20 protein-coding genes and 1 pseudogene are annotated in these 25761 nt (G+C 42.4%); 14 read left to right on the top strand and 7 right to left on the bottom strand.

Annotated features, from left to right (window positions below; translation table 11 throughout):
* The first annotated feature begins 7 nt into the window (after positions 1–7).
* On the top strand, positions 8–3259 hold the full coding sequence (locus AABA11_RS02400) for a type I restriction endonuclease subunit R (protein ID WP_338265064.1): 3252 nt from the start codon (positions 8–10) through the stop codon (positions 3257–3259).
* Positions 3260–3323: 64 nt separating this feature from the next.
* Here AABA11_RS02400 and AABA11_RS02395 read toward each other — a convergent pair whose 3' ends face one another.
* The 3 genes from AABA11_RS02395 to AABA11_RS16675 all read right to left on the bottom strand — a co-directional run bounded on the left by AABA11_RS02395 (position 3324) and on the right by AABA11_RS16675 (position 4116).
* Complete coding sequence (locus AABA11_RS02395; RefSeq protein ID WP_338265062.1) at positions 3324–3665, bottom strand: hypothetical protein; 342 nt, start codon at positions 3663–3665, stop codon at positions 3324–3326.
* A 21-nt stretch (positions 3666–3686) separates the two neighbouring features.
* Positions 3687–3890, bottom strand: coding sequence for a hypothetical protein (locus tag AABA11_RS02390; protein WP_338265060.1), 204 nt, complete (start codon positions 3888–3890; stop codon positions 3687–3689).
* A gap of 73 nt (positions 3891–3963) precedes the next feature.
* Positions 3964–4116: a hypothetical protein gene (locus AABA11_RS16675; protein ID WP_420915687.1), complete on the bottom strand. Its 153-nt coding sequence runs from the start codon at positions 4114–4116 to the stop codon at positions 3964–3966.
* Positions 4117–5598: 1482 nt separating this feature from the next.
* On the opposite strand from AABA11_RS16675, the gene AABA11_RS02380 reads away from it, so the two are divergent.
* The 12 genes and pseudogenes from AABA11_RS02380 to AABA11_RS02330 all read left to right on the top strand — a co-directional run bounded on the left by AABA11_RS02380 (position 5599) and on the right by AABA11_RS02330 (position 17757).
* On the top strand, positions 5599–6786 hold the full coding sequence (locus tag AABA11_RS02380; RefSeq protein ID WP_338265057.1) for a hypothetical protein: 1188 nt from the start codon (positions 5599–5601) through the stop codon (positions 6784–6786).
* An 83-nt stretch (positions 6787–6869) separates the two neighbouring features.
* The gene (locus AABA11_RS02375) at positions 6870–8294 is read left to right on the top strand and encodes a zincin-like metallopeptidase domain-containing protein (RefSeq protein ID WP_338265054.1); all 1425 of its coding nucleotides are present in this window, start codon (positions 6870–6872) and stop codon (positions 8292–8294) included.
* 505 nt (positions 8295–8799) lie between these two features.
* Positions 8800–9447 (top strand): putative periplasmic lipoprotein, encoded by a 648-nt coding sequence (locus AABA11_RS02370; RefSeq protein WP_265728644.1) that lies wholly within the window; start codon positions 8800–8802, stop codon positions 9445–9447.
* Positions 9448–9683: 236 nt separating this feature from the next.
* The gene (locus tag AABA11_RS02365) at positions 9684–10295 is read left to right on the top strand and encodes a Yip1 family protein (RefSeq protein ID WP_265728643.1); all 612 of its coding nucleotides are present in this window, start codon (positions 9684–9686) and stop codon (positions 10293–10295) included.
* A 220-nt stretch (positions 10296–10515) separates the two neighbouring features.
* Positions 10516–11178: pseudogene (locus AABA11_RS16670) on the top strand (methyl-accepting chemotaxis protein); the annotation flags it as partial.
* Positions 11158–11604, top strand: a complete 447-nt coding sequence (locus tag AABA11_RS16665) for a CZB domain-containing protein (protein WP_409371092.1) — start codon at positions 11158–11160, stop codon at positions 11602–11604. The pseudogene AABA11_RS16670 and the gene AABA11_RS16665, both read left to right, overlap by 21 nt.
* A gap of 346 nt (positions 11605–11950) precedes the next feature.
* Positions 11951–14749: a monovalent cation/H+ antiporter subunit A gene (locus tag AABA11_RS02355; protein ID WP_338265050.1), complete on the top strand. Its 2799-nt coding sequence runs from the start codon at positions 11951–11953 to the stop codon at positions 14747–14749.
* Positions 14749–15114: a Na+/H+ antiporter subunit C gene (locus AABA11_RS02350; protein WP_338265049.1), complete on the top strand. Its 366-nt coding sequence runs from the start codon at positions 14749–14751 to the stop codon at positions 15112–15114. The genes AABA11_RS02355 and AABA11_RS02350 overlap by 1 nt, the downstream gene beginning before the upstream one ends.
* The gene (locus AABA11_RS02345) at positions 15115–16626 is read left to right on the top strand and encodes a monovalent cation/H+ antiporter subunit D (RefSeq protein WP_265728641.1); all 1512 of its coding nucleotides are present in this window, start codon (positions 15115–15117) and stop codon (positions 16624–16626) included.
* On the top strand, positions 16623–17108 hold the full coding sequence (locus AABA11_RS02340; protein WP_265728640.1) for a Na+/H+ antiporter subunit E: 486 nt from the start codon (positions 16623–16625) through the stop codon (positions 17106–17108). The genes AABA11_RS02345 and AABA11_RS02340 overlap by 4 nt, the downstream gene beginning before the upstream one ends.
* The gene (locus AABA11_RS02335) at positions 17102–17371 is read left to right on the top strand and encodes a K+/H+ antiporter subunit F (RefSeq protein WP_265728639.1); all 270 of its coding nucleotides are present in this window, start codon (positions 17102–17104) and stop codon (positions 17369–17371) included. The genes AABA11_RS02340 and AABA11_RS02335 overlap by 7 nt, the downstream gene beginning before the upstream one ends.
* A gap of 8 nt (positions 17372–17379) precedes the next feature.
* Positions 17380–17757 (top strand): Na+/H+ antiporter subunit G, encoded by a 378-nt coding sequence (locus AABA11_RS02330; RefSeq protein ID WP_338265046.1) that lies wholly within the window; start codon positions 17380–17382, stop codon positions 17755–17757.
* Here the strand turns inward: AABA11_RS02330 and amt are convergent.
* The 3 genes from amt to AABA11_RS02315 form a co-directional block, all read right to left on the bottom strand.
* The gene (gene amt, locus AABA11_RS02325; protein ID WP_338265045.1) at positions 17732–20788 is read right to left on the bottom strand and encodes an ammonium transporter; all 3057 of its coding nucleotides are present in this window, start codon (positions 20786–20788) and stop codon (positions 17732–17734) included. The two genes, AABA11_RS02330 and amt, sit on opposite strands and share 26 nt — an antisense overlap.
* A gap of 260 nt (positions 20789–21048) precedes the next feature.
* Positions 21049–22614 (bottom strand): hypothetical protein, encoded by a 1566-nt coding sequence (locus AABA11_RS02320; protein WP_338265044.1) that lies wholly within the window; start codon positions 22612–22614, stop codon positions 21049–21051.
* A gap of 45 nt (positions 22615–22659) precedes the next feature.
* Positions 22660–23076, bottom strand: a complete 417-nt coding sequence (locus AABA11_RS02315) for a hypothetical protein (protein ID WP_338265043.1) — start codon at positions 23074–23076, stop codon at positions 22660–22662.
* A gap of 377 nt (positions 23077–23453) precedes the next feature.
* On the opposite strand from AABA11_RS02315, the gene AABA11_RS02310 reads away from it, so the two are divergent.
* Positions 23454–23747 (top strand): hypothetical protein, encoded by a 294-nt coding sequence (locus AABA11_RS02310; protein WP_265728636.1) that lies wholly within the window; start codon positions 23454–23456, stop codon positions 23745–23747.
* A gap of 35 nt (positions 23748–23782) precedes the next feature.
* Here the strand turns inward: AABA11_RS02310 and AABA11_RS02305 are convergent, their stop codons facing one another.
* On the bottom strand, positions 23783–25300 hold the full coding sequence (locus tag AABA11_RS02305; protein ID WP_265728635.1) for a Ppx/GppA phosphatase family protein: 1518 nt from the start codon (positions 25298–25300) through the stop codon (positions 23783–23785).
* Between the last annotated feature and the right edge of the window lie 461 nt (positions 25301–25761).

Raw genomic sequence — 25761 nt, 5'->3', positions numbered from 1 at the left:
GTGCCAAATGAGCAATAAATCTCAAGAAGCGATCACCAGAGAAGCACAGTTCCAAAACGACATTCTTGACCAAATGCTGTCTCACGGCTGGATGTTGGGTAAGTCGAGCAATTACAACAAAGAGTTAGCCCTTTATCCAGAAGATGCGGTGGCTTATGTTAAAGCTACTCAACCAGAGCAATGGGATAAATTAGCCCAGCATTTCCCTGAAACTGATCGCAACCCTACTGCTACAACGGATGCACTGCTCAAGCTATTAGTAAGAGAACTAAAAAACGAAGGCACATTATGGGTTTTAAGAAACAAGCTTAGTGATCGTGGTGCTAAGTTTGATATGTGTAGCTTCAAACCTGATCACGACTTAAACCCAATGGCAACAGCACGATATGAGCAAAATATTCTGCGTGTTGTGCCTGAGCTGGTTTACTCACCCAATGGCTATGACGGTCGTTTAGATTTAACCTTATTCGTCAATGGTATCCCTGTTGCTACTTGCGAGCTTAAATCTGAGTTTAAACAGTCGATTGATAATGCCAAAGTCCAATACATGAAGGACAGGCAACCAAAAGACCCTAAGACCAAAAAACCAGAGCCATTATTAACATTTAAGCGTGGCGCATTAGTTCATTTTGCCGTGAGCCAATACAACGTAGCAATGACCACTCGTTTAGACGGTAAAAAGACGTTCTTCTTGCCGTTTGATCAAGGCACAGAGGAAGGTGGTAAGGGCAATGACATTCCTGCTTTATCAACAGAGGGTAATGATAGCTATGCCACATCATACCTTTGGAATGAGATTTTCCAAAAAGATAACCTACTGCTGATACTAAGCCGATATATCCATCTTGAAGTAAAAGATGTTGAGCAGCTAGATGGTTCTATTAAAAACAAAGAAACGATGATTTTCCCTCGTTATCACCAATGGGCGGTCGTTTCAAAACTCCTCCATACCGTTGATAGCGAAGGCACAGGACATAAATACCTTATCCAGCACAGTGCTGGTTCTGGTAAATCAAACTCGATTGCGTGGCTCTCTCACCAACTTGCTTCAAAGCACTACCACACTGACCACCCAGAGCTTGAAAAACAGGCTGGGGATAAAGTTTTTGATTCCGTCATCGTTATCACTGACCGAACAGTGCTTGATAGTCAGCTCCAAGACACTATTTATCAGTTTGACCATAATGAAGGAATGATTGCTCGTGTTAATCGAGAGGAAGCACAAGGCTCTAAATCTAACCAATTGGCAGGAGAGCTAAGAGCAAGCACATCGATTATTATCGTCACTATTCAAACCTTCCCTCACGTTTTAGAGGCTATCCGTAAAGACTCCACTCTTGCAGGCCGAAGCTTTGCAGTAATAGCGGATGAAGCACATTCTAGCCAAACAGGAACGACCGCTCGTAAATTACGTGAAGTGCTAATGGCCGAGCAATTAGATGGAAACGAAGAGCTAGACAGTGAAGATATGCTTCGCTTATCGCTGGAAGCTCGTAAAGGCTCCAATAAGCTTAGCTACTTTGCGTTTACCGCTACACCGAAAGCCAAGACCTTAGAGCTTTTTGGTCGAAGACCTAATCTTGATGAGCCAGCAAGCGATACAAACAAGCCAGAGCCCTTCCACGTATATTCAATGCGCCAAGCCATTGAGGAAGGTTTCATTTTGGATGTATTACAGAATTACACCAGCTATCGCGTTGCCTACCAATTGGCTCACGATAACCCTGCCAAAGATGAAGAAGTAGACAGTAAGAAAGCGGCTTCAAAAATGGCAAAATGGGTGCGCTTACACCCTTACAATATTGCCCAAAAAGTAGAAACCATCATTGAACACTTCAATGACAAGATTAAGCATCTATTGGGCGGTGAAGCAAAAGCAATGGTTGTAACCAGTAGCCGTTTAGAAGCAGTGCGCTACAAACTGGCGTTTGAGAAATACGTTCAATCAAAAGGCTATGATAACGTCAATGCAATGGTGGCCTTTTCTGGTGAAGTAAATGACCCAGACTTACCTGATCAACCTTTCACTGAAACCAATATGAACCCGAATCTGCGTGGTCGTGATATGCGTAAAGCATTTGATACTGCGGACTATCAGGTAATGCTGGTTGCTAATAAGTTTCAGACAGGGTTTGACCAGCCCAAACTTGTCGCTATGTATGTCGATAAGCCATTAAAAGGCGTGGAATGTATTCAGACACTATCAAGGCTAAATCGAACATTTAAGGGCAAAGACAAGACTTTTGTGCTCGACTTTGTGAATGACCCTGAAGAGATTTTGGCAGAGTTTAAGGTCTACTTTCAAACAGCAGAACTGGCCGGTGTGTCCGACCCTAACATCGTTTATGACTTGATGAAGAAACTCAATAAAGTTGGGATTTATCAATGGTTCGAAGTAGAAGCCTTTGTTGATGCATACAATGACAAACAAGCCAACCAAGCTAAACTGGCTAATTTATGCAAACCAGCTGTTGAACGATTTACTCTTCGATATAAAGAAGCCACTCAGGTGCTTAAATCGGCACAATCTGAGCTTTCTAAAGCGAAAATAGAGAAGAACGACAAAAAGGTTAAGTTTGCAGAGAACAGCGTTAAACACGCCAAAGAAGCTCGCGATATTTTGGAGGTATTCAAGAAAGATTTAATCTCATTCTATCGCTACTATGAGTTTACATCCCAGATAGTCAATTTTGATGATATTGAGCTTGAGAAGCTGAGCATCTTTGCAAAGCATCTACATCCACTGCTACGCCTAGATATAGAAGAAAATGATGTAGACCTGTCTGATGTGGTAATGACCCATTATCGGTTACATGAGCAACGTGAAGCGGACTTACAACTAGGCAATAAAATTGGTGAAGAGCCTAAACCTTACCTGCCAACAGCAAAAGAAGGTGCTGGGGCTGTTCCGAAAGACCCAAAAACCGAATTACTTAACGAAATTATTGAGAGAATGAATGACTTATTCATTGAAGATGGTTTATCTGAAAATGATATGCTCAATTACGCTAATACCATAGCTGGAAAGATTTCAGAAAATGATACGGTAATGGATCAGCTTCGCAGCAACACCAAGGAGCAAGCAATGTTGGGTGAGTTCCCTAATTCAATCAACAATGCTGTTATTGAAAGTATGGGCGTTCATAACGATATGGCGATGAAGCTACTTTCTAATGAAGCTGTAGCGAAAGGTTTTGCAGGATTGATGTTCGATGTTCTGATGAAGGGTCTTGGAAAGACAGATGAATTACAAGGCTAAATCCAAATTGAGTCAATACTTAAACACACAAGCCCGTTTTCGGGCTTTCGTGATTTAAGAGCTTTTAGATACTTCTTTTCAACTTTAATTGACGTAGCGTGCAATCAATAAAGCTAGCATAGCAAGTGTAATCGTCAAGATCTCTTTTCAGCTCACTTTCAACAAAGTAGATATTTTCGACTGAAAGTAAATCATAAAAATCGAGTATCTGTATCACAAGCAACCGTCCGTAATTAGGTGCTGCTAGAAACACGCCTAATGGGTGCGTTGCCATAAAGTCTCTTACAACTCTTTCTAGTAGCTCATCATCTTTAAGTTCAACGCTAAATTCAATAGTCCAATTACTATTAATTTCTTCTATAGCCCATTGCTCAATCTTGGTAATATTTTCAATAAAATCATTCATATTTTTCTCCTTATAGTATTTTTATTGTTCTGGTATATAAATCTGTGTAGCCTGATAACCAACCTGATAGACACTTGAGCAATCATTACAAATAAAGTGAGCCCAGATACTTTCATCCTCACACTCTGTATTTTCAAGTTCTACATCATTTCCCTTACATCGCCAACAGCAGCTTGGCTCGTGGTCAATATCAATTAATTCGTCAAACGCAATTACATTTCTCATATTTTTCTCCTTTTTTTTGTTTTTGTTTTTGTTTTTTAGCCACATAACTTTTCTACTTTGAATAGAAGTGCAATCAGGTATTTACATTATAATTTTTAGTATCAAAATCCTTAGGAAGTATTTGTGCTTGAAAAATATCTACACTCTCAAAATCGCACTCACTGAACTTTCCTGAATACATAAATGTATTAATCATTGTTACTTGCTCAAAGTTGCACCCCTTCACATGAGCAGACTCAAATGTTGCACCTGATAGGTCGGCACCATTAAAGTTACAGTTTTAATTTGTGAGCCTTCAAAATTAACTTGTTTAAAGTCCAAACCTGATAAATTGAGACCTTTTAACGTCAAGCAACCAAAGTCAGTTTGCCTTAGCGCAAACAGAGCTACGATAATTGAACGAGTAACCACCACCTCTTTTTCTCTTGAAAAGAAGCTTCTAACCAGTTCAAATAACGCACTATGGTCATAAGAAGCTAACTGCATAATCTCATTCTCGGTCATCGTTTCTACATTTTTTTTAACATTCATTTTATTCTCCTTTTTATTGTTTAACTTTTTGTGGGCATAAGAACCCCCACCATATAGGCGTATATCTATAAGACATTGATTAGTCTAGTTTTTTAAATACAAGTAAGCACAAGACTGCGCTAAGGGAAGCGCATCAAATAAGAGGGGTTATGCTTTGAGATAAAAACTGGACGCGCAAAAGCTTTGCTGAAGTTCAACAAAAGTCGCAGTTGATTGTGATTTTTGACAGACAGTAATGACATACGATTCTTCTCCTCTTTATAGTCACCAATTAAAAATGAGTTCGCCACAATGACGAGCACATCAAACTTAAATATTGTTAAAAACACATAACATTCATTTCGATAATTTCACTATCAAAATAAACACAACCAGAACACTCTAAACGAGCCTTCCAAGCCAAAAAAATCTACTTCGTGCCAAAGACACGTGACGGACATCGATATTGCATTTACATCGAGTTCATCGATATCACTCTAATTACCAACGCTCTTGCGATTGTCAGTCAGACTGATACGAGACCTTTTCTGTGTAAAAAAACAATTTATCTAAGTAAGCCGTACTCCATTGTTCAAAGTTCATAGTAATGGTGGCTAAAATGGGAAAAACCTATGAGAGGATTTATCCAGATTAACCATGTATATGACAGTCATTATTTAATATTCAGAAACAGAGTTTCTAAACACCAATTAAATGACTTGTCAACTGGTATGCCTATAATATACTGCAATTAATTACAAAAAGTCAAGCTTTTTCCTAAAAAAATTGTTGACTTTATTTTGTTTATCTGGTTTTTATGCTTTCTGATGCATAATTAATGCAATATCAATCGATGCTGATAAAACACTGGGCTAAATCCATTACATTCCTATAAAAGTCCATTACATTCCTCCACCTTACTCCACTACATTCCACCAATAGATATACTTTTTTATAATAAAAAGACCTTAAAACAGGTCAAATCGACAAACACTCCTGTAAAAAAGCAAAAACTAACACTTTGATTTTAATGAGTTTTTTACAAAAAAAAAGGAAAAACCATTAAAAAAAAGTCTTTCGGACATTGACGTATTAATAAAATAAGATACAACACAGGAAGGACAAGAAAGGTGCCCCAATAACAAACACAAAAGAGGTTTTGGCAGAGGTTTTCTTGTTAAATCACAAGGAGATCTATATGGAAAACGCACTAAACGACTATCAATACTTATCAAGTAAAACGCTTGTACTACCAACCGAACTATTGCAAGTCGGTTTCTTTCGCAATACAGAGGAACAAGGCCAGAAAATCATTCAGCACTCTCTGACTAAAAATAAGTATCAGCTCAACAGCCTTTACTGCGACACCACCATAGACACGCTTCTGTTCAGCTATACGCTCATTTCACACCAAGCCAATGCACTCGATAAATGTAGCGATATGAGCCGCTCTTTCGAGCCTTACGGTAGAGGTTCGAAACTTTTAAAATATCTAAAGCAAAAAGGAAACTACACTATCTCAGAAATTGAACAAAAACTGTTTCAGTTTGAAGAGAAATTCATCAAAGAGCCTTTTTATGTCAATGATGAGCCTATTTATATTTTCAAAATACTTTCTGTTGATCCTGATGATAAGCAGCTGTTTTTTGAGTTCTCTAAAAAGTTCATTGATTATCTCAACCAAAAAAAATACAGCTTAACATTCGTTCAAATCACGGACTTTTTGGCTGTAAAAAGAAAAAATCAAACACCTCTTTTTCTCATTTTTCAATCAATGCGAGGCATTAACAGTGCGTTTTTAACGAAGAGATACATTTCTGATATTTTAGGCATAACCAAAGATGTGAATAAAAAGCTTTCTATCGCGATGAAAAGTCTATCATCCAAAAACGCGATTGATTACACGAAAGAAGTTTGCATAACGTCTAACAGCCAAAGAAAGTTCTCACGCTTCATTATCAACAGCTTTGATCCTGATTTTGCCTCTAAAAAACAGGATTGTCAGCCCTACACTCCAATCAGTAAAACCCTCAATAGGAGTGATAAAAAGCCCCAAGAGCAAGGAAAAACCTTACCCAGCTTTCCTCAATTGAAAGCCCTTGATAACCAACCAGCGGAGCCACACTCCACAAAAAATAATGTTGTTGATTTCTTCGCGTTTAAAGCAAAAAAAGAGCAGGAAAAGAAGCTAAAAGCACGAAATACAATAGAAGTAGACGAGATAGATTATGCTTTTCTCAGCGCGTTCTTAGGCGATTCAGATTATTGGTTTAAGTGTGAAAAAGGAAAAGTTAGCATCTGCACAACAAGCGAAAAAGATGCGACATTTATCCAAATTAATCCTGAAAATATGAGTGCTTTAAAAATTAAAACGTTTGATTTTTAAAGCAAAAATAGAGGCCACCTCTGTCTGGCCTTCACTTTTTTAAATGCAGTGATAAGACATAAGTAACCACAAAGGAGTTACTTATGAAGAAAAAAAAACCGAGCGTCAGGCACACGGCCTCAAGAACAGACCAACAAAATCTCATTTTAGACAGATTATTCGATTATTTTTCACACCCAAAAGGCCAAAAACCTACCTCTGAAAATGAGATCGAAGTGAGTTTTTACAAATGCTCTCTCAACGCATTACCAAAGAATTTTCACGATAATACTTATAACGGAGTCAACATTATAATGTTGCTTCAATATCAAAAAGAAAACTCTATAAAAGTGCCAATTTACGCAACATTCAAACAAGTGACTGATCTATTAGAGCAATATAAAGGCCAACTACCAAAAAAATCAGACCATTTTGACCCAAACAAACCGCTCAAGGGCCTCAAGTTAGACGCTCAAATTGTGAAGTATCTTGAAACCTATAAAAAAGATGGTGGAAAGATAAGCAAAAGCCAATTTGAGAGTGCGACAGAAGGACTTTCATTAAAGCAAATACAAGAAAGAGGCTACCAAAAACGCAACGGTTTAAAACCATACAATGTCTTTCCGATCGAAAAAATAAAACACCTTTTACCACAAGTTTTCATTGATGAAAGAGAATATTTTGCAGAGCAAGAAGCACTTGAGCAGCAAAGAATGACACCTGAAATGCAGGACTTACTGTTTGTAGAGAAAGCACAACTAATCATTGAGGCGATAGGTGTTCCCGTCATTGAAAGCTATCAAGATCGCGCTTACTACTTACCTAATAAGCATCAAATTATTATTCCGCCAAGAAGCAAGTTTCAATCAGATAAAGCCTATTTCGCGGTCATTTTGCATGAACTTAGCCATTCAACTTCTCGTGATTTAGGACGAGACATAAATCACGCTTTTGGATCGGTTGGCTATATGAAAGAAGAGTTGATCGCTGAAACGGCCACCTTGTTTATGTGTTTAGAAGAAGGTCTGGACACTTTTAACGCTCACGCTCAATATCTTGAAAGTTGGGCAAGCCACTTTGAGGATAAGAAAAAAGTGCTTTTAAGCGTCTGTAAGCAGGCAAGAGACGCACAAAAATACATCAGTGATAAAGTCATCGAGCACAAACAAAAACTGGCAAATCAACCCAAATATGTCGTTCCAAACAACATTGACAGCAAATTCGCTTTAACAGAAAAATACACAGAAGAACTGGCGCTGTTTATTGCTAAAGAAGCCAATACGTTTGGTTGTGTCATTCCACTTAAAGGTCAAAAAATCATAGGCTTTAATCGCATTTCAGAAGGCATTGAAGTTTTTAGCGAAGAAAAGAGTGTTAAACTGCAGGGGGCAGCCGCAATGACCTTCAAGCGAAAACTCTCTGAGTTAGAAATGAAACAGTCTTTATTTAATGAAGAGATCACCCACCCTTGTGCCTCAAAAAAACCAGATAACCAACAACTTAATCAGAGTTTTAGGCATAGGCTTTAATGATAAGTAACAACAGAAAGACAAGCCTTTTTTTTCAAAATTAGAGTACATATATCGCATACGATTTTATGGAAAATGAGCGTGAAAAATGAGCCAAGTACGTGATACACTCCACCAAACACGAAGATAAATACTTTTATTAATCAATCACTTGTCTTTTTTATTTATGAGATTTCAATTTGGTTCGGAGGCACCCATCTCCACCAATCAAGCGCTTGATTTTGAAAGAATTTGCACTTTTTAAATGAAGTCGACAGACAAACGACACACTGTTTGTAAGTCATATAAAAAACCACCTTCGGGTGGTTTTTTATTGTCTCCTCCCCTTCAACCGACTCTCTCGCCCACCAGCTAACCAAAACGCCTTCCATAGTTGCGCCTTTTAACAGTAAGGTTTTTGAAAAACGCGTGTAAGACGAATGACATGACTCGGTTTTGTGGATAATTTGTGCTTTGATATCGTTCTGATATTTGTTGTGTTTGGTACGCCATGGAGTTCGGGGTTATGAAGTTTTTCTCTTTTTTGGTGCTGTTTTCAGTGTTTCTCGCGGGCTGTTCATCTAATGTGAAGCTGTCGGGCCATAATGTTAGTAATGTGGACACCACTGTCGATATCGATAAATCGGCCAGCATTACTGTGGTTCCGGATAAGGATGGTGATCAGTTGACCAACAAGCGCTACATTGCCAATGTTATGAACGCGCTGAAAGAGCGTGGGTTTAGCAATGTGTCCGATTCCACCAGCAATCCCGACTATCGTTTAGCGATTAACTTTACTTCGGAAGAAATCACCGAAACGAAGAAAGTGCCTATTTTTAATAATGAACGGAATACTCCTTATACCGTTTGCCATAGAAACCCAACTACGAACGCAAGAACCTGCTACACGCGCTACCGCCATTTTATGGAACCTATCGTGAAAGGCTACGACAAGGTAGAAACACCCACTAACCTTTATACTTTTCAATATAAGCTAACGGATAAAGCGGGCAATCTTATTCTGGATTCAAGCAACACTGTGATGCATGAGGAGTGTTCAAAATGGAAGATGTTCGAGTTTTTGGCAAAAGACGCCATTTTACGAGCCAACTTTAACGACCCAGTCGACAAACCTTACACGGTGGAAATGACAGAAGACTATAGTTGCCAATAACACTATTTGAAACAACAGCCTAGACGCCATATTGCATTCTTGGCTGTTGTTTTCCCCTCTCTGTTTACAACCAATTCGTCTGAACAGCAAAACACTTATAAAAAAACGTTATCACCTTTTCCCTCTCTTTTCCCGTATCCATCTATACTGTGTATAAGCCACTATTGTTTGGGCGTGGCTGTATCAGGACTTTTTCCACAACCAATATGCGCACTTTGTGCAGCAAGGGGGAATCCATGATCAATCATGTTTGGGGTCTTATTCATCATCCAGATCAAGAATGGCGAGAAATTAACAAGGAGCATGAGTCGGTCAGTCATTTGTACTTTCATCATGTTTTATGGATGGCGACCATTCCTGTTGTCAGTACTTTTATTGGGACGACGCAATTCGGCTGGACACTAGGCGGTGAAGAAGCCATAAAAGTGTCTTTAATGGATGGTTTGGGGTTGGGTGTTTTGTTCTATGCACTGATTTTAGTTGCGGTCTCGGCGGTCGGTAGCCTTATTCATTGGATGGCACGAAATTTCGAAAACCGTCCACCCCGCCAAGAGTGCATTGTGTTTGCAGGCTACATAGCAACGCCGATGTTTCTGAGTGGGTTATTTGCTATTTACCCTATTATTTGGCTGTGTTTATTGGCGTGCGTAATGGGTGTCGCGTACACGGGCTACCTTCTATACAAAGGAACCCCTAGTTTCTTAGGAATCAGTCATAAACAGGGCTTTATTCTTTCAAGCACGACATTAGGTATTGGGGTTTTGGTGTTAGAGGCGCTACTGGCTGCGGTGGTTCTTTTATGGAGCTTAGGGTCGGAGCACAGTATTGTCTGGCGTTTCTTCCAATAGCAAACTTTGTCATCACCTTCAGGAGCACCCTAGAAATGCCGCTCATTTGCTTTGAGCGGCATTTTATTTAGGTAAAACAATACACTTTTTACAGTTCGTTACCATTTTACAACAAACTCATGGCCCTTAATTTGATTACCCTCACGGGCAAGCCATGCTTTATTCGATACACTGTCCGTTCAATTATTGAGCTTTTTCAATATCTGGATTGGACCCCTTTATGTTTTTTAACTCTCAATTAAAACAACAAGCAAAAAAACTGACTCTGCAATTAGAAAGCGAACGCGCTAGCCATCAGCAAGCCATGCAAACGCTCCAAGCGAAGCTCGATGCCGTCACGGAAGAATTGCATGCATCGAGACATCATTCAGGCGACAGTTTAGAGCTAATTCGTTATCAATTGCGCGGTGGAGAGATGCTCAACTCAATCCGCTTTGGCTTAGCAGACAGCGCAGAAAGCCTCATCGAAGAACGGGTAGCCTTAGCTAAACTGGATGATATTTTCGACGAAACACGTGTTGCTTTAACTCGATTGAGCGAACGCGCCAGCCTAATCAACGAGCAGGCCAATGACAGCATGGGCGCTGCCAATGTGCTTGATAAAACAGCAAATGGCATTAGTCAGCTCGTTTCAAGCATTCAAGAGATTTCCTCGCAAACCAATTTACTCGCATTAAATGCGGCAATAGAAGCCGCTAGAGCAGGCTCTGCTGGACGCGGCTTTGCCGTGGTTGCCGACGAAGTTCGTAACCTCGCAGGAAAAACCCACAGCGCAAGCGAACAAGTTGAAACGCTCGTAAAGCAAGTGATATTGCAGACGGATCAAATCAAAAGCATGGTGAATAATAACCAAGTCAGTGCGATGGACATTTCCTCATCTTCGGTTCAAATTGACCAAGTTGTGGACGATGTCATCTCTCGCTCTAATCACATGCAACGAGTAATCAGCCTAGCGGCTACTCACTCTTTTTTGAACACAGTAAAGTTGGATCATGCCGTTTGGAAAAATGATGTTTACAATCGCATCGATAAGAAAAAATTCGATGAGGAGGTCAATTTACATACCGAGTGTCGTTTAGGTAAATGGTATTACGAAGGGTATGGCAGCCGCCACTTCCAAAAATCCAACAGTTTCAAAGCCATAGAAGTGCCACACAAAACCGTTCATGAGTCTGGACGGGCAGCACTCAAAGCAGCTAAAGAAGGTGACACCCACGCTATGCTCGCCCAATTAGATAAAATGGAAGTAGCAAGTTTGCAAGTTGTCGTACACATTGAAAGCCTTATGGAAGAAGTGAAACACCACTAACGCCATAGACTTCAACCATTCACCCACGACTGAAATCGCCAAAGAACCACACTGGGGGTGATTTCAGTCGCTTTGTGTTGCGCCTTACTTCGCGGAACTTTTCCGATACTCTACGTTCTTAGCTTCTGACTAATTCGTACACCAAGCAGCGTTTTTTTTCTGATGATTACGGTTTTAGGCTATTGATTAAATTAGTAAAAGGCTATGCTTATTACGTTCTGCCTTGTTAGCTTGCCTTGAAGCGAAAACTAACACACTACACAAAGAGACCGATTGTTAGGATAACAACCATGCTCGCACTGTTCGTTGAGATAATACTATCGTTTACTAGAAAGGAGTGTTGCCCTTGAGTTCCCTGATTTGGCTCCCTTTTCTTCCACTGCTAGGCACATTAATTCCCCATATCACGGCTCGATTCAGCCGGACGGCATGTGCATTCATGACCGCGGCCTTGCCTGCCCTTACTTTGTTTTTGGTCTTATCCCATGCCGGTGATATTTTTCAAGGAGAGCGTTTTCAAGCCGCTGTCCCTTGGATCCCCGCAATCGGACTTGAGCTCGCCTTTCGTTTAGATGGTCTGGCATTACTGTTTGCCATTCTCATTCTGGGCATCGGCTTATTGGTTATTCTTTACGCGCGCTATTATCTTTCGGCTCAGGATTCCATCGGGAAGTTTTATGCGTATCTGATGCTGTTTATGTTTGCCATGCTTGGCGTGGTGCTGTCTGACAATTTAATCCAGCTGTGGTTTTTTTGGGAACTGACCAGCATAAGCTCCTTTTTGCTAATCAGCTTCTGGGGGCACAAAACAGACGCCAGAAAAGGCGCTCGTATGGCGCTTACTATTACCGGAGCCGGTGGTTTGGCCTTGTTAGCTGGCTTGCTTATTTTAGGCAATACCGTGGGCAGCTTTAGCTTACAAGATGTGCTTGATAGTGGCGACCTGATAAAAGCCAGTGCAAATTATCCTATTATTGTGGTGCTTGTGTTATTGGGTGCGTTTACAAAATCAGCGCAATTTCCTTTCCATTTCTGGCTACCCAATGCCATGGCGGCACCAACCCCCGTCAGCGCTTACTTACATTCTGCCACTATGGTAAAAGCCGGTATATTCTTGATGGCGCGTTTTTATCCGGCTTTAGCCAATACCGATCTGTGGTTTTTGATCGTGAGCTTGACTGGTTTAGCGACGTTCTTGGTGGGCGCATATATCGCACTGTTCCAACACGACTTAAAAGGCCTTTTAGCCAACTCAACCATCAGTCATTTAGGACTTATCACCTTGCTACTCGGTATGGGAACAGACCTTGCCGCGGTGGCCGCCATTTTCCACATTATTAATCACGCAACCTTTAAAGCGTCGTTGTTTATGGCGGCAGGCATTATTGACCACGAGTCTGGCTCTCGCGATATGCGTCAGTTAAATGGCCTATGGAAATACATGCCCTATACAGCCACATTGGCGATGGTTGCATCGGCGTCGATGGCGGGGGTTCCGTTGATGAACGGTTTCTTGTCGAAGGAGATGTTCTTCACAGAAACCCTGCACCAAGCTTCTCTTGGCTCTCTCTCTTGGTTTATTCCAGTATTGGCAACGCTGGGCGGAGTCTTTGCCGTCGCTTATTCCACCCGTTTCATCCATGATGTGTTCTTTAATGGTGAGCCCATTAACTTGCCGAAAACACCGCATGAGCCGCCTCGTTATATGCGAGTTCCGGTGGAAATATTAGTGGGTCTTTGTTTGCTGGTTGGTATTTTCCCAAGCTTGGTTGTAGGCGATCTATTATTTGCAGCGGCGGGTGCGACGTTAAATGGTCCAGCACCTACCTACAGTCTTGCCATTTGGCATGGCTTTAACTTCCCTCTATTGATGAGTGTGATTGCTTTGATTGGTGGTCTTTATATGTACCACAACCGCTCACATTTGTTTAAGTTCCAGGCGCAATTTCCTACCAGCGACCCTAAAATGGTGTTTGAAGGCGTCATTCAGTACTTGGTCAACAAAGCCAGCCGCATCATCAGTATGACGGAGAACGGATCATTACAGCGCTATATCTTTTGTGTGCTGGCGTTGTCAGTCGTTATGACCGCGTCATCATTAATGAAGTTGAATACAACGGCTGGACAGCGTCCAGAAATCCCACTTGATGCGTTGTCGATTACGTGTGCAATATTGTTGTGTATTTCAGCGTTAGCGACGGTGATATGGCATAGACGGCGCGTCGTTGCGCTGTTGACCTTGTCGGTTGTGGGCTTAATTGTGTCATTGGCCTTTGCGCAATTCTCCGCGCCAGATTTAGCGCTGACTCAATTGTCTGTTGAAGTTGTAACGGTCATTTTGTTGATTTTGGCTTTGTTCTTCTTACCGCAGAAAACACCGAAAGAGTCGTCTCCACGACGCGTGGTGCGTGATCTTGGATTGGCGTCTCTGATCGGGGGTGTAATTGGCACTATTTGCTACGCCCTAATGACTCGCCCATTGGACACCATTTCGACTTTCTTTACCGAGAACAGCAAAACAGGTGGTGGTGGCACCAACATTGTGAACGTCATTCTGGTGGATTTTCGGGGGTTCGATACCTTAGGAGAAATTACGGTATTGGGCATCGCCGCGCTGGGGATCTATAAACTCATCGCACGCATGCGTCTTTACATGCCGTCCAGTGACGATAATGGCTTGGCATGGTCAGAGGATCGTCACCCTATTTTGTTAGCGGTGATTTCGCAGAGCTTGCTGCCTTTGGCGCTGTTAGTATCGGCGTATATTTTCTTGCGTGGCCACAACATGCCAGGCGGTGGCTTTATCGCCGGACTTATTACCTCGGTTGCCATCATTCAACAATATGTAGCCCATGGTGTTGAATGGATAAAAACACGCATCAAGTTGGACTACCAAATCATGATCGGATCGGGCATTGGTATTGCCACCTTAAGCGGCTTAGGAAGCTGGGTCTTTGGCCACACTTTCTTGTCTTCTTGGTTCGATTATTTCTATTTGCCCGTGATTGGGAAATTCGAATTAGCCAGCGCCATGGTATTTGATCTTGGCGTTTACCTGACGGTAGTCGGAGCAACCATGTTGATTCTTGCCAATCTTGGTCAATTAACCACCAGCGAGCGCCCGATTCAGAAGGAGCATGATTAATGGAAGGTTTATACGCATTCTGCGTTGGTTTATTAACCGCTTGCGGCATTTTTCTCGCATTGCGAGGCCGTAGCTTTTCTGTCGTTATTGGATTAACGCTGCTGTCTTATGCGGTCAATTTATTTTTGTTTGCTAGCGGAAGACTCAAGCTCAATGCCGCAGCGGTATTGGGTGAATCTGAACAATACAGTGACCCGCTGCCTCAGGCTTTGGTACTAACCGCCATCGTAATTGGTTTTGCGATGACGGCATTCGCGGTTATTCTTGCGATGCGCGCTCGTGCCGATTTAGGCAATGATCATGTTGATGGCACGCTGCCCGTCTCACCCGCTGACACGGCTCAACAGTCAGGAGGAAAACCGTAAATGCAACACCTGAGCATTTTTCCCATTCTGATTCCTTTGTTATTTGGGGCAATCATGTTGTTGCCGCCCATCTCACGAGATATCAATTCCCAGCGTATTGCGTCGGTTGTGGGCACGTTGTTTCTGCTCATCTCTTCCGCTGTTTTGCTGTACACGGTCAATTCAGAAGGCGTTCAACTTTACGCACTGGGTGGGTGGCAAGCGCCGTTTGGTATTGCCCTTGTTGCCGATAAAGTATCCAGTTTGATGGTATTACTGACCGCCTTTTTGGCATTCGCGGTCATGCTTTACGCGGTAGCAGGACAAGACAAAGGCGGTGCCTATTTCCATCCTTTGTTTATGTTCCAAATTATGGGTATAAACGGCGCGTTTTTAACGGGCGACATTTTCAATTTATTCGTCTTTTTCGAAGTATTACTGATCGCTTCTTACGCTTTGCTAATCCATGCCGGTGGTAAACAAAAAACACAAGCCACCATGCATTACGTCATTCTCAACCTTGTTGGATCGAGCTTATTTCTATTTGGACTGGGGATTTTATACGGTACGTTAGGCACATTAAACATGGCTGACATGGCGATAAAAGTCGGCCAACTAGAAGGCGAAACAGCGACATTGGCGAAAACAGGGGCGCTGTTACTATTGGTGGTTTTTGGCCTAAAAGCCGCCATGCTGCCAATGCACTTCTGGTTACCAAAAACCTACGCGAGTGCTACCGCTCCCGTTGCGGCTTTGTTTGCCATTATGACCAAAGTGGGTGTGTACAGTATTTTCAGAGTCTACACCGTCCTTTTTGGGGAACACGCTGGTGAATTGGCCAATATTGCAACGCCATGGCTGTGGCCTTTGGCCTTACTCACTATCACTATTGGTGCCATTGGCGTCTTTGCCAGCCCAAGCATTAAAACCTTGAGCGCGAATTTGGTCATTGTGTCCAGTGGTAGCTTGCTCGCTTGTGCAGCGATAAACTCCGAAGAGGCAACCTCTGCGGCGCTTTATTATATGGTACACAGTACATTGGCATCCGCGGCGTTGTTTTTAATTGCCGATATCATGGCGAGACAGCGTGGCAAGGCGGAAGATCGATTTGTGCGCTCTCGCCCCTTTGTACAGCCTAAATTATTAGGGTTTGCGTTTGCCATTTCGGCTTTGGCTTTGGTGGGTATGCCACCCCTTTCTGGTTTTGTTGGTAAAATCATGATTTTGCAAGCAACCCAATCCAGTACTCAAACCATGTGGGTATGGCCATTAATTCTACTTGGCAGCCTTGCCGCTCTGATCACATTTTCACGAGCTGGAACAACGCTATTTTGGCGACACAATGGCACGGCTGCGGCGGAAGCCGAGCCCGCTAAGAAACTGGAAATAGCAGGGGTCGCATTGCTACTTTTGGCGTCTCCAGTGTTGGTTATCTTTGGCGGTGACATGACAACGTTTACGCAACAAGCGGCCAGTTATTTGCACGACATTCACGCCTCTGCTTATCAACTTTTACCTGGAGCGGCCCAATGATGTTATTCCCTATGCCTTTCCACAGCGTGCTGCTTTTTGTCGTGTGGTTACTGTTAAATAACTCTGTCAGTGCGGGCCACATGGTTCTCGCGGCTTTTTTTGCGATCACAATTCCTTGGCTCGTCTCAGGCATGCGCGATGAGCATCCAAAGATACTCAAACCTTGGTTGGCCATTCGCTACGTGCTGATGGTAATGAAAGACATCGTGACAGCCAATGTGGAAGTCGCCTTGTTGATTGTTGGTCCAATTAAAAAGCTACAGCCTGGGTTTGTTGCTGTTCCGATTAATATCAGCTCAGATTTAGGCATTACTATTTTGGCCAGTACCGTGTCACTAACACCAGGCACCGTTAGTGCTGAGGTCTCAAAAGACAAAGCCTGGTTGTATATTCACGCGTTGCATTTGGATAACGAAGTCGAACTGATTGAATCCATTAAGCAGCGTTACGAAGCGCCTATTAAGGAGATTTTTGGATGCTAAGTTGGACAATTCTCATTGTCGCAGTGTGTATTTGTGCGGCGTTAATCTTAAATTTGTGGCGATTAATGAAAGGCCCAACCGTATCTGATCGGATTCTGGCATTAGATACCATGTACATTAATGCGATCGCACTCATCTTGTTGTACGGAATTTATGTAAAAAGTGCACTGTATTTTGAAGCGGCGGTGTTGATCGCCATGCTGGGCTTCGTTAGCACGGCGGCTTTATGTAAATATTTACTTCGCGGCGACATCATCGAATAGGATTTATCATGCCTTTTTATCTAGAAATTATAATTTGTGTCTCGCTGTTGATTGGTGGCGTATTCTTGCTGGTTGGCTCTTATGGTTTGGTTCGATTGCCAGACCTATATATGAGGCTACATAGCCCAACAAAAGCTTCCACACTTGGCATTACTGGGGTATTGCTGGCATCGATGATTTTCCAAAGCCATTTGAAAGGTTTTTTATCGATTCAAGAGCTGTTGATTACCTTGTTTCTTTTGATCACTGCGCCTGTGGCAGCCAACATGATTGCGAAAACAGCACTGCATCAGCGGACGCAGCCGGTGGAAAAAACCAAAAACCCAGAATTGATCGACATCGTTAGAGATCGCGAGTCACCTAAGCAATCTCAGCACGAGGAATAAGCAATTTCGCTACTAACGGGCTCTTCATGGGTTTATGGAAGAAGTAGCCTTGAAAAATCTCACATCCTAAAGACTTCAGCATGTTCACTTGCGGAGCGGTTTCTACGCCCTCCGCGACAATCAACAATTCCAAACTGCGTGCCAGATAAATAATTGTTTCGCAGATTTTTGCGTCTTCCGTATGAGAGTCGCACTCCTCCACAAACGACTGATCAATCTTTAAAATATCCAAAGGCAAACGCTTCAAGTAGCTTAATGAAGAGTAACCTGTTCCAAAGTCATCGACCGATATTTTTATGTTCAATGCTTTCAGTTCTGCCATCACATCGATGCAACGCTGAATATCTTGAAGCAATACCCCTTCGGTAATCTCAATTTCTAGATAGCGACCTTCAATACCATAGTACGACAACCTCTCTGAAATATAAGTCACCAACGCATCCGAGACCAAATGCCGCCCGGATAAATTAACCGCAACAGGAACTATTGATAAATTCTGATCTCGCCACGCCTTGAGTTGCATTAAAGCTTGGTCAATGACCCATTCGTCTATTTTTATGATCAAGTCTGACTCTTCGGCAATGGGAATAAAATCCGCAGGAGGAACCAAGCCTTTCACAGGATGATTCCAACGAATTAGCACTTCTAACCCTAATATGTTGTCCTTTTCCATCTGCACTTTCGGCTGGTAAACCAAATAGAATTGTTCCGAAGCCAATGCGTCATTCACTTCTTTCTCAAAACTAAATTTTTTCGTCACGGCGTTGGTCATATTGGGGGTAAAGAATTGCGCATTATCTCGTCCTTTTTCTTTTGCCCAATACATCGCTATATCCGCTTGCTGAATCAGCTTATCCGCATCCAATACTTGCTCACCACTTCGCGCAATCCCAATACTGGTTGGAATCGTAAAGTACTGATCATTTAACTGAACCGGAACACGCATGATTTCGAGTATTTTCTCAGCACGCTCAGACATTCGAGCGTCACTGACGCTGTGTGTCATCATCAAGACAAACTCATCCCCTCCCCAACGAGCAATAACATCTCGTGAATCGGAGACAGCGGTTAACCGTCTAGCCACCTCACACAACAGTTCGTCACCTGCTTTATGCCCTAATGTGTCGTTGATGATTTTAAAATTGTCCAAATCCAAAAACAGCAAACCAACGGATGTTTTTTGGCGACTTGCAAACAGTAGAGCACTCACCAGTGAATCCATTAGATAGGTTCGGTTATACAAACTGGTCAATGGATCGCTGTAAGCCAGAAACTTTAAACGTTGCTGCAACTTGGCGTGCCGCGTCATATCCCTAATATGAAGTGTGTACTCACTTTCTTGCAATGTCTTGGTATTTGCTTTGGTAATGGCTATTTCAGCAGGAAAATGGTGATTAGGACCACGCTGTAAACGAAAAGGGTTTCGTCTGTTTAAAATAAGCCCATTCGATGAAGAAAACCCCGAATTTAAGCTATCAAAAATTTTAATCCGGTCTTCTTCCAATACAAACAATCCAATAAAGCTTTTACCTTGAACTTGGGTCTTTAAACACCCAAACGTGCGCTCTGCGGCAGGGTTAAACTCCATAACAGAACCAAAACGGTTGATCGTAACAATACAATCCATAGAAGAATTCAAAATGGCCGATTTGCGCATCTCACTTTCTTGAAAACGCATCAATGCATCGTCACGCTGAGCAATTTCCGAGTTAACACGATCTATGACTTGATTGTACTTTCGCGCAATTTGCCCGACTTCTGTAAATGGCTCTTCAGGAACCGACTTGGAAAAGTCCGCGTTATTTTGCTGGTACTGCATGGAGGTCAACAAATCAAACAGCTCTGTAGTCGCTCTGTGCTCGGCCACATTCAAGCCTTGCTCTTCTTGCTCCTTAGTGGCTCGCAATGGCATATAGCGATTTAACAGCCACATGCCAGCGTAACCAACAATAAAGCAGTAAACTCCAATAACCACAATGCCAAGCGCTTGTGCCCAAAGCTGTTCGGTAAAACTCAAACCGTTGCCTATTTTGTCCGGCTGGCCAAACAACGCCACACTTAACGTTCCCCACATACCAGCAAATAAATGCGCGGGCACCACATCCAGAGCATCATCAAGACGCCAACGCTCCATAAATAGGCTGCCGTAATACACCACTACACCAGACACGCTTCCAATAACGACAGACGCAGCAGGCGAAACAACATGACAGGACGCGGTAATACCCACCAAACCGGCAATGGTGCCATTCAGCACAAAACCCACTTCCACATAACCGTCTCTAAAATAATTAATACCGGCCGCGATTAATCCCCCCCACGCCGCCGAAATAAAGGTGTTCAAAATGATCATTGGCACATCGCTCGTCAATGCCAAAGTACTGCCGCCGTTAAAACCAATCCAACCAAACCAAATTAACAAGGTCCCCAGAGCGGACAGCGGTAAATTGTTCCCCGGTGGTAAACGTATACCTTCCTCAAAACGCCCTAATCGAGGGCCAATAATAATGACCGCGGCCAAAGCAACCCAGCCACCCACCGAGTGCACCACGGTCGATCCTGCAAAATCAATAAAGCCAAGGTTTTCAAGCCAGCCACTTGGCCCTACTGAAGGGTATATACCGGACCATGCCCAATGCCCCACAACAGGGTAAATAATGGCACTTAATAATACGGTGATCGCCAGATAACCAATAAAAGTCATGCGTTCAGCTACGGCACCCGAGGTCAAGGTTGCCGCGGTGCCACAAAACATCATCTGAAAAAGAAAGAAACTGATTTCCCAAGGAGAGTGCTGGTCATCAAATAAGAAGTCACTGCTGCCAAACACACCAGCAACCGAATCCCCAAACATGATGCCAAAGCCAAACAACCAAAAAAGAGTGGTTGAGATAATAAAGTCGGATATGTTTTTTGCCGCGACGTTAATGCTGTTTTTACTGCGAATGCGGCCACTTTCTAAGCACAAAAAGCCAGCCTGCATCATAAACACCAATGCGGAGGCGACTAACAACCAATAGAATTCCGTCATATACACCCTAAATAGTAGAAATCGCACCAAAAAGATTCACGCAACATAACGAAGCGCCTAAAATGCACGCTGCATAAAAGCTCAAGTCTCAGAGTTCGACACTTGCCATCGCCACAAGGCCCTGTTTTTTATCATTCAATTGTTAAGCCAACTATTGGCAACTGGCCTCATCAGCATGCAATAAAAACAAAAAAGCCACTTAACAATGTATTAAGTGGCTGTTATTGCATAATGAATCATGCGGTCAAACGATCCGAAAATTAACCGTTTAAGGTAAGAACATTGGTCTTACTAATACGATGACGGTAAATCTCACGAAGATACTTAATTGCGTTTTTCACATTATTAATATCCAAACGGATATCATTAATAGACACAAAGCGTTGATTATTATCGATTAATTCACGGTATTTTTTCTCGTACATCGGCTTAATCGCGTACCAGTTAGTGTCTAAGATTTTTGCTGGATTCTCGTATGTCGTAAAAAACTTATCGACCAACGAATCATCAAACTCATCATCTTGAATCATCTGGATAATGGCTTTATCGATTTCGTCTGTGTAACGGTAATCATCACGAGCAAAACAGCGCTTCATGTAAGCCACCATAAGCGTTAAGAAGTCATCACTTAGGCATGGGCTTTTTGCGATCAATGTCGTTAATGACAAGTTTGCTGACGCACCAATAACCAAAGCATAGCGTTTCAACGTTGTATTAGGGCACAAACGGTTAAGATGCATTTTCAAACGATTCAATGCAGTAAACGACAGTTTGTAATCTCGCGGCAAAGAAATAATGGACACAATCGAAGAACAGTTTTTAAAGAAATGCAGGTGATTTAGTTCACTCGCATCGTAACCGCTCTTACGATAATTTTTGATCGCCTCACGATATCGATCTGATTCAACGGGCAATACACTCACCCCTTCAATCGCCGATGTGTCGTTATTAAAATGTGGCAACTCAATAGATCGACAGAACAAATCATCAATGTCGACTGTATCTTGGTGCGTCCCTTCACTCACAACACTTTCAGCGTAAGCAACCGCTACAGGACCAGCCAAACTCATAAACAAATCGTTGGCATCCAAACGGATGGTTTCAGCAATATCAATGCCGGCACGACGGAAATAGTCTTCATCGTAATCCGTTGTTACTGCTTGAGCGGTCAAAATATTAAAGATTTGTTGGGAAATATACTGGTTAGCGTATTTTTCCATCGTATTCACATCAATGTTATCAGCATCACCGCCATCTTCTTCTTCCGCATAACGCATAATGTCATTGGAAATCAACATCATGGAGTTCCACGGGCGGATGCGCTCCATCACATCTGCTGGTACTTCATCGTCTTCACGCTCTTCGTTGTAAGAGAAGTTCCACTCTTCTGAAATGTACTTCGTCAGTAAGCGGCCAGCATTAATGTGTAAGGCTTCTGAGATTTCAACATTTTTGCCAGAAATATTAGGCAAAATACAAATACCGGACGTGAAAATAGGTTCAAACACGAAACTATGGCGCTTGTCCGCCATTTGACTCTGATCAGAGCGGTAATCGAAGGTCTTACTCAAGTACGAGAACTGCTGAGCTAAACCAAATTCAGACGCCATACCAGAGCCCGTACCACCGCCTGCACTGAAGATATAAAAATACAGACGCGACTGATTTGCTTTAATGCCACAGGAGTCCACTAAATAAGAATGCATGTTCTTCCAGTGCTCATTGCGGAAAGTCGTTGCGTCTTTATTCAAAATTATTTTTGCAAGATACTGCCCTAAAATAGGCGCGTTACCCGCACCACCAGCATGAACTTCTGACAAGTCCATTATCTGCAACTTTTTGTATTCTTCTAAAAACTTCGTTCTACCTTCTTAGTTTGAAAAACGAATTCGCCCTTCAATGTCTTTATCCAAATCACCAAGTAAAACGATTGGTTCAATGAGAAAAACAGGCTTAAAGCCGTCTTTTCCTTCGATCGGAAGGTGTTTACGAATCCAACGCATTGGTCGGAACTCTCTTTCACTGTCTAAGATTTCTTGGCTTTCTACTTCTCGCATGTAGTTGGCTCTTGCATCGTAAACAAGCGATGCAACATCTAACGCGATATTTGATCCACAACGACCTAACCCAATTAGGCACACAGAGGGAAACACTTGATCATTAGTATTCTCTTCATCCGCCAATTGCGGGTGAATTCGATTACGAACAACATCCAGATTTTCTAAGATCTGCTCTAAGTTTGTCTCAGTAAAATAAAGGTGTTCTATTGGAAGATTTTCTTGGCTCATGCGGCATCCTTTTTGAAGCTAATAACTTACAACAGACAAATATTCACACCATTAACCAAAAAAGCTTGTTATTAAGCGGAAAGTTTACCCGTTAAATGCTCTACGTAATTCGTTGTCTTGTTAGTAGACATTGTGCAAACAATATCATCCTTAATATGGCAATGACACTAATATGCGATAGGTAGGTTTAAATTAACGTCAAAATAATCCGGACAGAGACGGCAAGAACCCCGATACACAGCGAACACGCTACGTCTTACTCGCATTCAAAGGAAGTGATTCGATTTAATGCGGTAAAAAAACGAATTTCTTTCTATTAAGATCATTTTTTGTACTACAATTTAAAAGATTTAAGATGATTTTTATAGGTGAGAGTTGTGTCCATTTCGTCGGTATCAAACAACCTTTTGTACATGCCTAGCTTTCCGTCTCAGGCAGATACAGACGTTCGCCCTGATTCAACTCGACAACAAGACCCTGTTCAATTGTCCGATAGAGCAAAACAAATGCTTTCAGCTCAGCGCCAGCCAACAGAGACGGACGAGTTAAACAAAGAAGAAGGCAAAGAATCTGTCCAGATTTCGTCCAGTATAGGTCGACTTTCTAGGGTGACTGGGTTGCAGCGAGAAGAGGTTGCGGCCTTGTATCGATCAATCGATAAATTAACCTAACCCCTTCTTCACCTATCGCTATTGACTGAACGCCATTAACTGAAGGTTAAATTATATTGTTCCGACACCAAGGAATCGGCTTCACGTTGTAAATTCGCTAGAGTTAATGGTCGGCTATCAAGCCACCCAGGCAAAAACTCAGCATGAAGGGTTTTGTTGTCCGCTTTTAAGGTAAAGATAGGCATATCGCCCTCTTTTCTGTCGTGGTGCAATAATATAGACAGCCTTAATAAAATAGACAGACGATCCAAATCCTGCTGGTCGCTCTTCGTGAAACGGTAATCCAAGGATTGCGAAAATTTTCGACGATGGCGCAATATCAAGTTTGCCAAAGCCTGTTGTTCCTGCTGCGAAAATCCAGGCATATCTGATTCGCTGATAATATATGCGCCGTGCTTATGGTATCGGCTATGAGAAATTCCAGCCCCAACCTCATGAAGCAAGCCAGCCCAACGTAGCAAATCTTCACTAGAGATGCTGTTTAGATTCCAATCTTCTTTTACCTGAGCCAAAGCAGACAAGGCGGTATGGGTCACTAATTTCGCTTGTTCTGTGTCGATATGATACTGGTTCAGCATGTAGTTAACGGTACGTTCACGAATATCAGTTTCAGCGTAACGCCCCATGATATCGTATAGAACGCCTTCCCTCAGCGCGCCGTTCGAGAAATCCATTTGTTTAATATCAAAGCATTCAAAGACCGCCGTCAATATGGCAATACCAGCAGCAAAAGTACTTTTACGCTCTGGCTTCAGTCCCACTAAATCAATGTTATCTGCATGACCAGCCGCAAATAATGCTTTCTGTATTTGCTTCAACGTTTTTAGAGTAATGCCTTTTTTACTCCAATTGTTCTCCTTGACTATATTAAAGGCCGCTTTGATCGTTCCAGACGAACCAATCGCCACATCCCATGTTTCATCAAGATAATCGTCTTGTATGCTCAATAGCTCCAATCGAGCGGCTGTCACCGCTTTTTGGAAGTTCGACTTATTGATCACGCCATCATCAAAGAATCGCTGTTTAAAGCTCACACACCCCATGTGAAGGCTTTCTGTCAGGATTGGCTCCAGTTGTTTGCCAATAATGAATTCTGTACTGCCACCACCGATGTCAACAACCAGTCGTTTGGCATCACCATGATCCATGGTTCGAGCGACACCCACATAAATCAATCGCGCCTCTTCCCGACCGGCAATAATTTCAACAGGGTGACTCATGATGTCCATGGCTTTGCCAATGAAATCATAGCGATTTTTCGCCACTCTTAATGCGTTGGTGCCCACTACACGAACAGAGCCTGGCGGCATGTCTTCGATAACCTGGGCAAACTGCGCCAAACAATCTAAGCCGCGTTGCTGTGACTCGTCGTCTAATCGACCATTCACTAAACCTGCGGCCAACTGAACCTTGTCGCCAAACTCTCCAGTAATACGTAATTGTCCATGTGTAACCTGAGCGACAACCATGTGGAAACTGTTCGACCCTAAATCAATGGCCGCAATTTTTTCAAACGGAAAGTCATGAGATTGTTGCAAAAAGAGTGATTGCATTCAGAAAGCCTTACGTTACAGAAGTCTTATTTAGAACAAGAGTATATCAGTTACTTGATGCTGTCATTGCCAACAAGCGGCCAAAAACAACATCAGATTAGATGAATTTTTTATAAAATTTTATCCGTTTTCTCGAAATGCAAGGGTTTAAAGCCATAAGAACGCCAAAAAAGCGAAGTAGATACGGAGAAACACCTTGCTTTGATCAAAAAATTACCAGAAAGTGTTTTTTTACTGAGTTTGACTATAGACCTCGCCTTTAAGTCGAACTATAGTATGGATGGTCTTAATTGCGATGTTTATACAAACATGCGCCATTAAGATCCCAATCAAATTGTTTCGCGCTGTATTGGCTTTGCCCTATCCGGGCTACTTTAAACCAGAACAACTATCTAACCATCTTGTTTTGTGTTTATGGGTGCCGAGTAGCTGATACATTGTTAGATACTTCCAGACACAAA

The sequence above is a fragment of the Marinomonas pontica genome (assembly GCF_036322735.1).
GTDB classification, from domain to species: Bacteria; Pseudomonadota; Gammaproteobacteria; order Pseudomonadales; family Marinomonadaceae; genus Marinomonas; species Marinomonas pontica.
The sequence above is the reverse complement of the archived record's forward strand: the minus strand, read 5'-3'. Positions and strand labels throughout refer to the sequence as shown.

Bases quoted from the DNA above. Each gene is read 5' to 3' on its own strand.
- AABA11_RS02400 (WP_338265064.1), top strand. From the start codon at position 8: ATGAGCAATAAATCTCAAGAAGCGATCACCAGAGAAGCACAGTTCCAA.
- AABA11_RS02395 (WP_338265062.1), bottom strand. From the start codon at position 3,665: ATGAATGATTTTATTGAAAATATTACCAAGATTGAGCAATGGGCTATA.
- AABA11_RS02390 (WP_338265060.1), bottom strand. From the start codon at position 3,890: ATGAGAAATGTAATTGCGTTTGACGAATTAATTGATATTGACCACGAG.
- AABA11_RS02380 (WP_338265057.1), top strand. From the start codon at position 5,599: ATGGAAAACGCACTAAACGACTATCAATACTTATCAAGTAAAACGCTT.
- AABA11_RS02375 (WP_338265054.1), top strand. From the start codon at position 6,870: ATGAAGAAAAAAAAACCGAGCGTCAGGCACACGGCCTCAAGAACAGAC.
- AABA11_RS02370 (WP_265728644.1), top strand. From the start codon at position 8,800: ATGAAGTTTTTCTCTTTTTTGGTGCTGTTTTCAGTGTTTCTCGCGGGC.
- AABA11_RS02365 (WP_265728643.1), top strand. From the start codon at position 9,684: ATGATCAATCATGTTTGGGGTCTTATTCATCATCCAGATCAAGAATGG.
- AABA11_RS16665 (WP_409371092.1), top strand. From the start codon at position 11,158: ATGGACATTTCCTCATCTTCGGTTCAAATTGACCAAGTTGTGGACGAT.
- AABA11_RS02350 (WP_338265049.1), top strand. From the start codon at position 14,749: ATGGAAGGTTTATACGCATTCTGCGTTGGTTTATTAACCGCTTGCGGC.
- AABA11_RS02345 (WP_265728641.1), top strand. From the start codon at position 15,115: ATGCAACACCTGAGCATTTTTCCCATTCTGATTCCTTTGTTATTTGGG.
- AABA11_RS02340 (WP_265728640.1), top strand. From the start codon at position 16,623: ATGATGTTATTCCCTATGCCTTTCCACAGCGTGCTGCTTTTTGTCGTG.
- AABA11_RS02335 (WP_265728639.1), top strand. From the start codon at position 17,102: ATGCTAAGTTGGACAATTCTCATTGTCGCAGTGTGTATTTGTGCGGCG.
- AABA11_RS02330 (WP_338265046.1), top strand. From the start codon at position 17,380: ATGCCTTTTTATCTAGAAATTATAATTTGTGTCTCGCTGTTGATTGGT.
- amt (WP_338265045.1), bottom strand. From the start codon at position 20,788: ATGACGGAATTCTATTGGTTGTTAGTCGCCTCCGCATTGGTGTTTATG.
- AABA11_RS02320 (WP_338265044.1), bottom strand. From the start codon at position 22,614: ATGGACTTGTCAGAAGTTCATGCTGGTGGTGCGGGTAACGCGCCTATT.
- AABA11_RS02315 (WP_338265043.1), bottom strand. From the start codon at position 23,076: ATGAGCCAAGAAAATCTTCCAATAGAACACCTTTATTTTACTGAGACA.
- AABA11_RS02305 (WP_265728635.1), bottom strand. From the start codon at position 25,300: ATGCAATCACTCTTTTTGCAACAATCTCATGACTTTCCGTTTGAAAAA.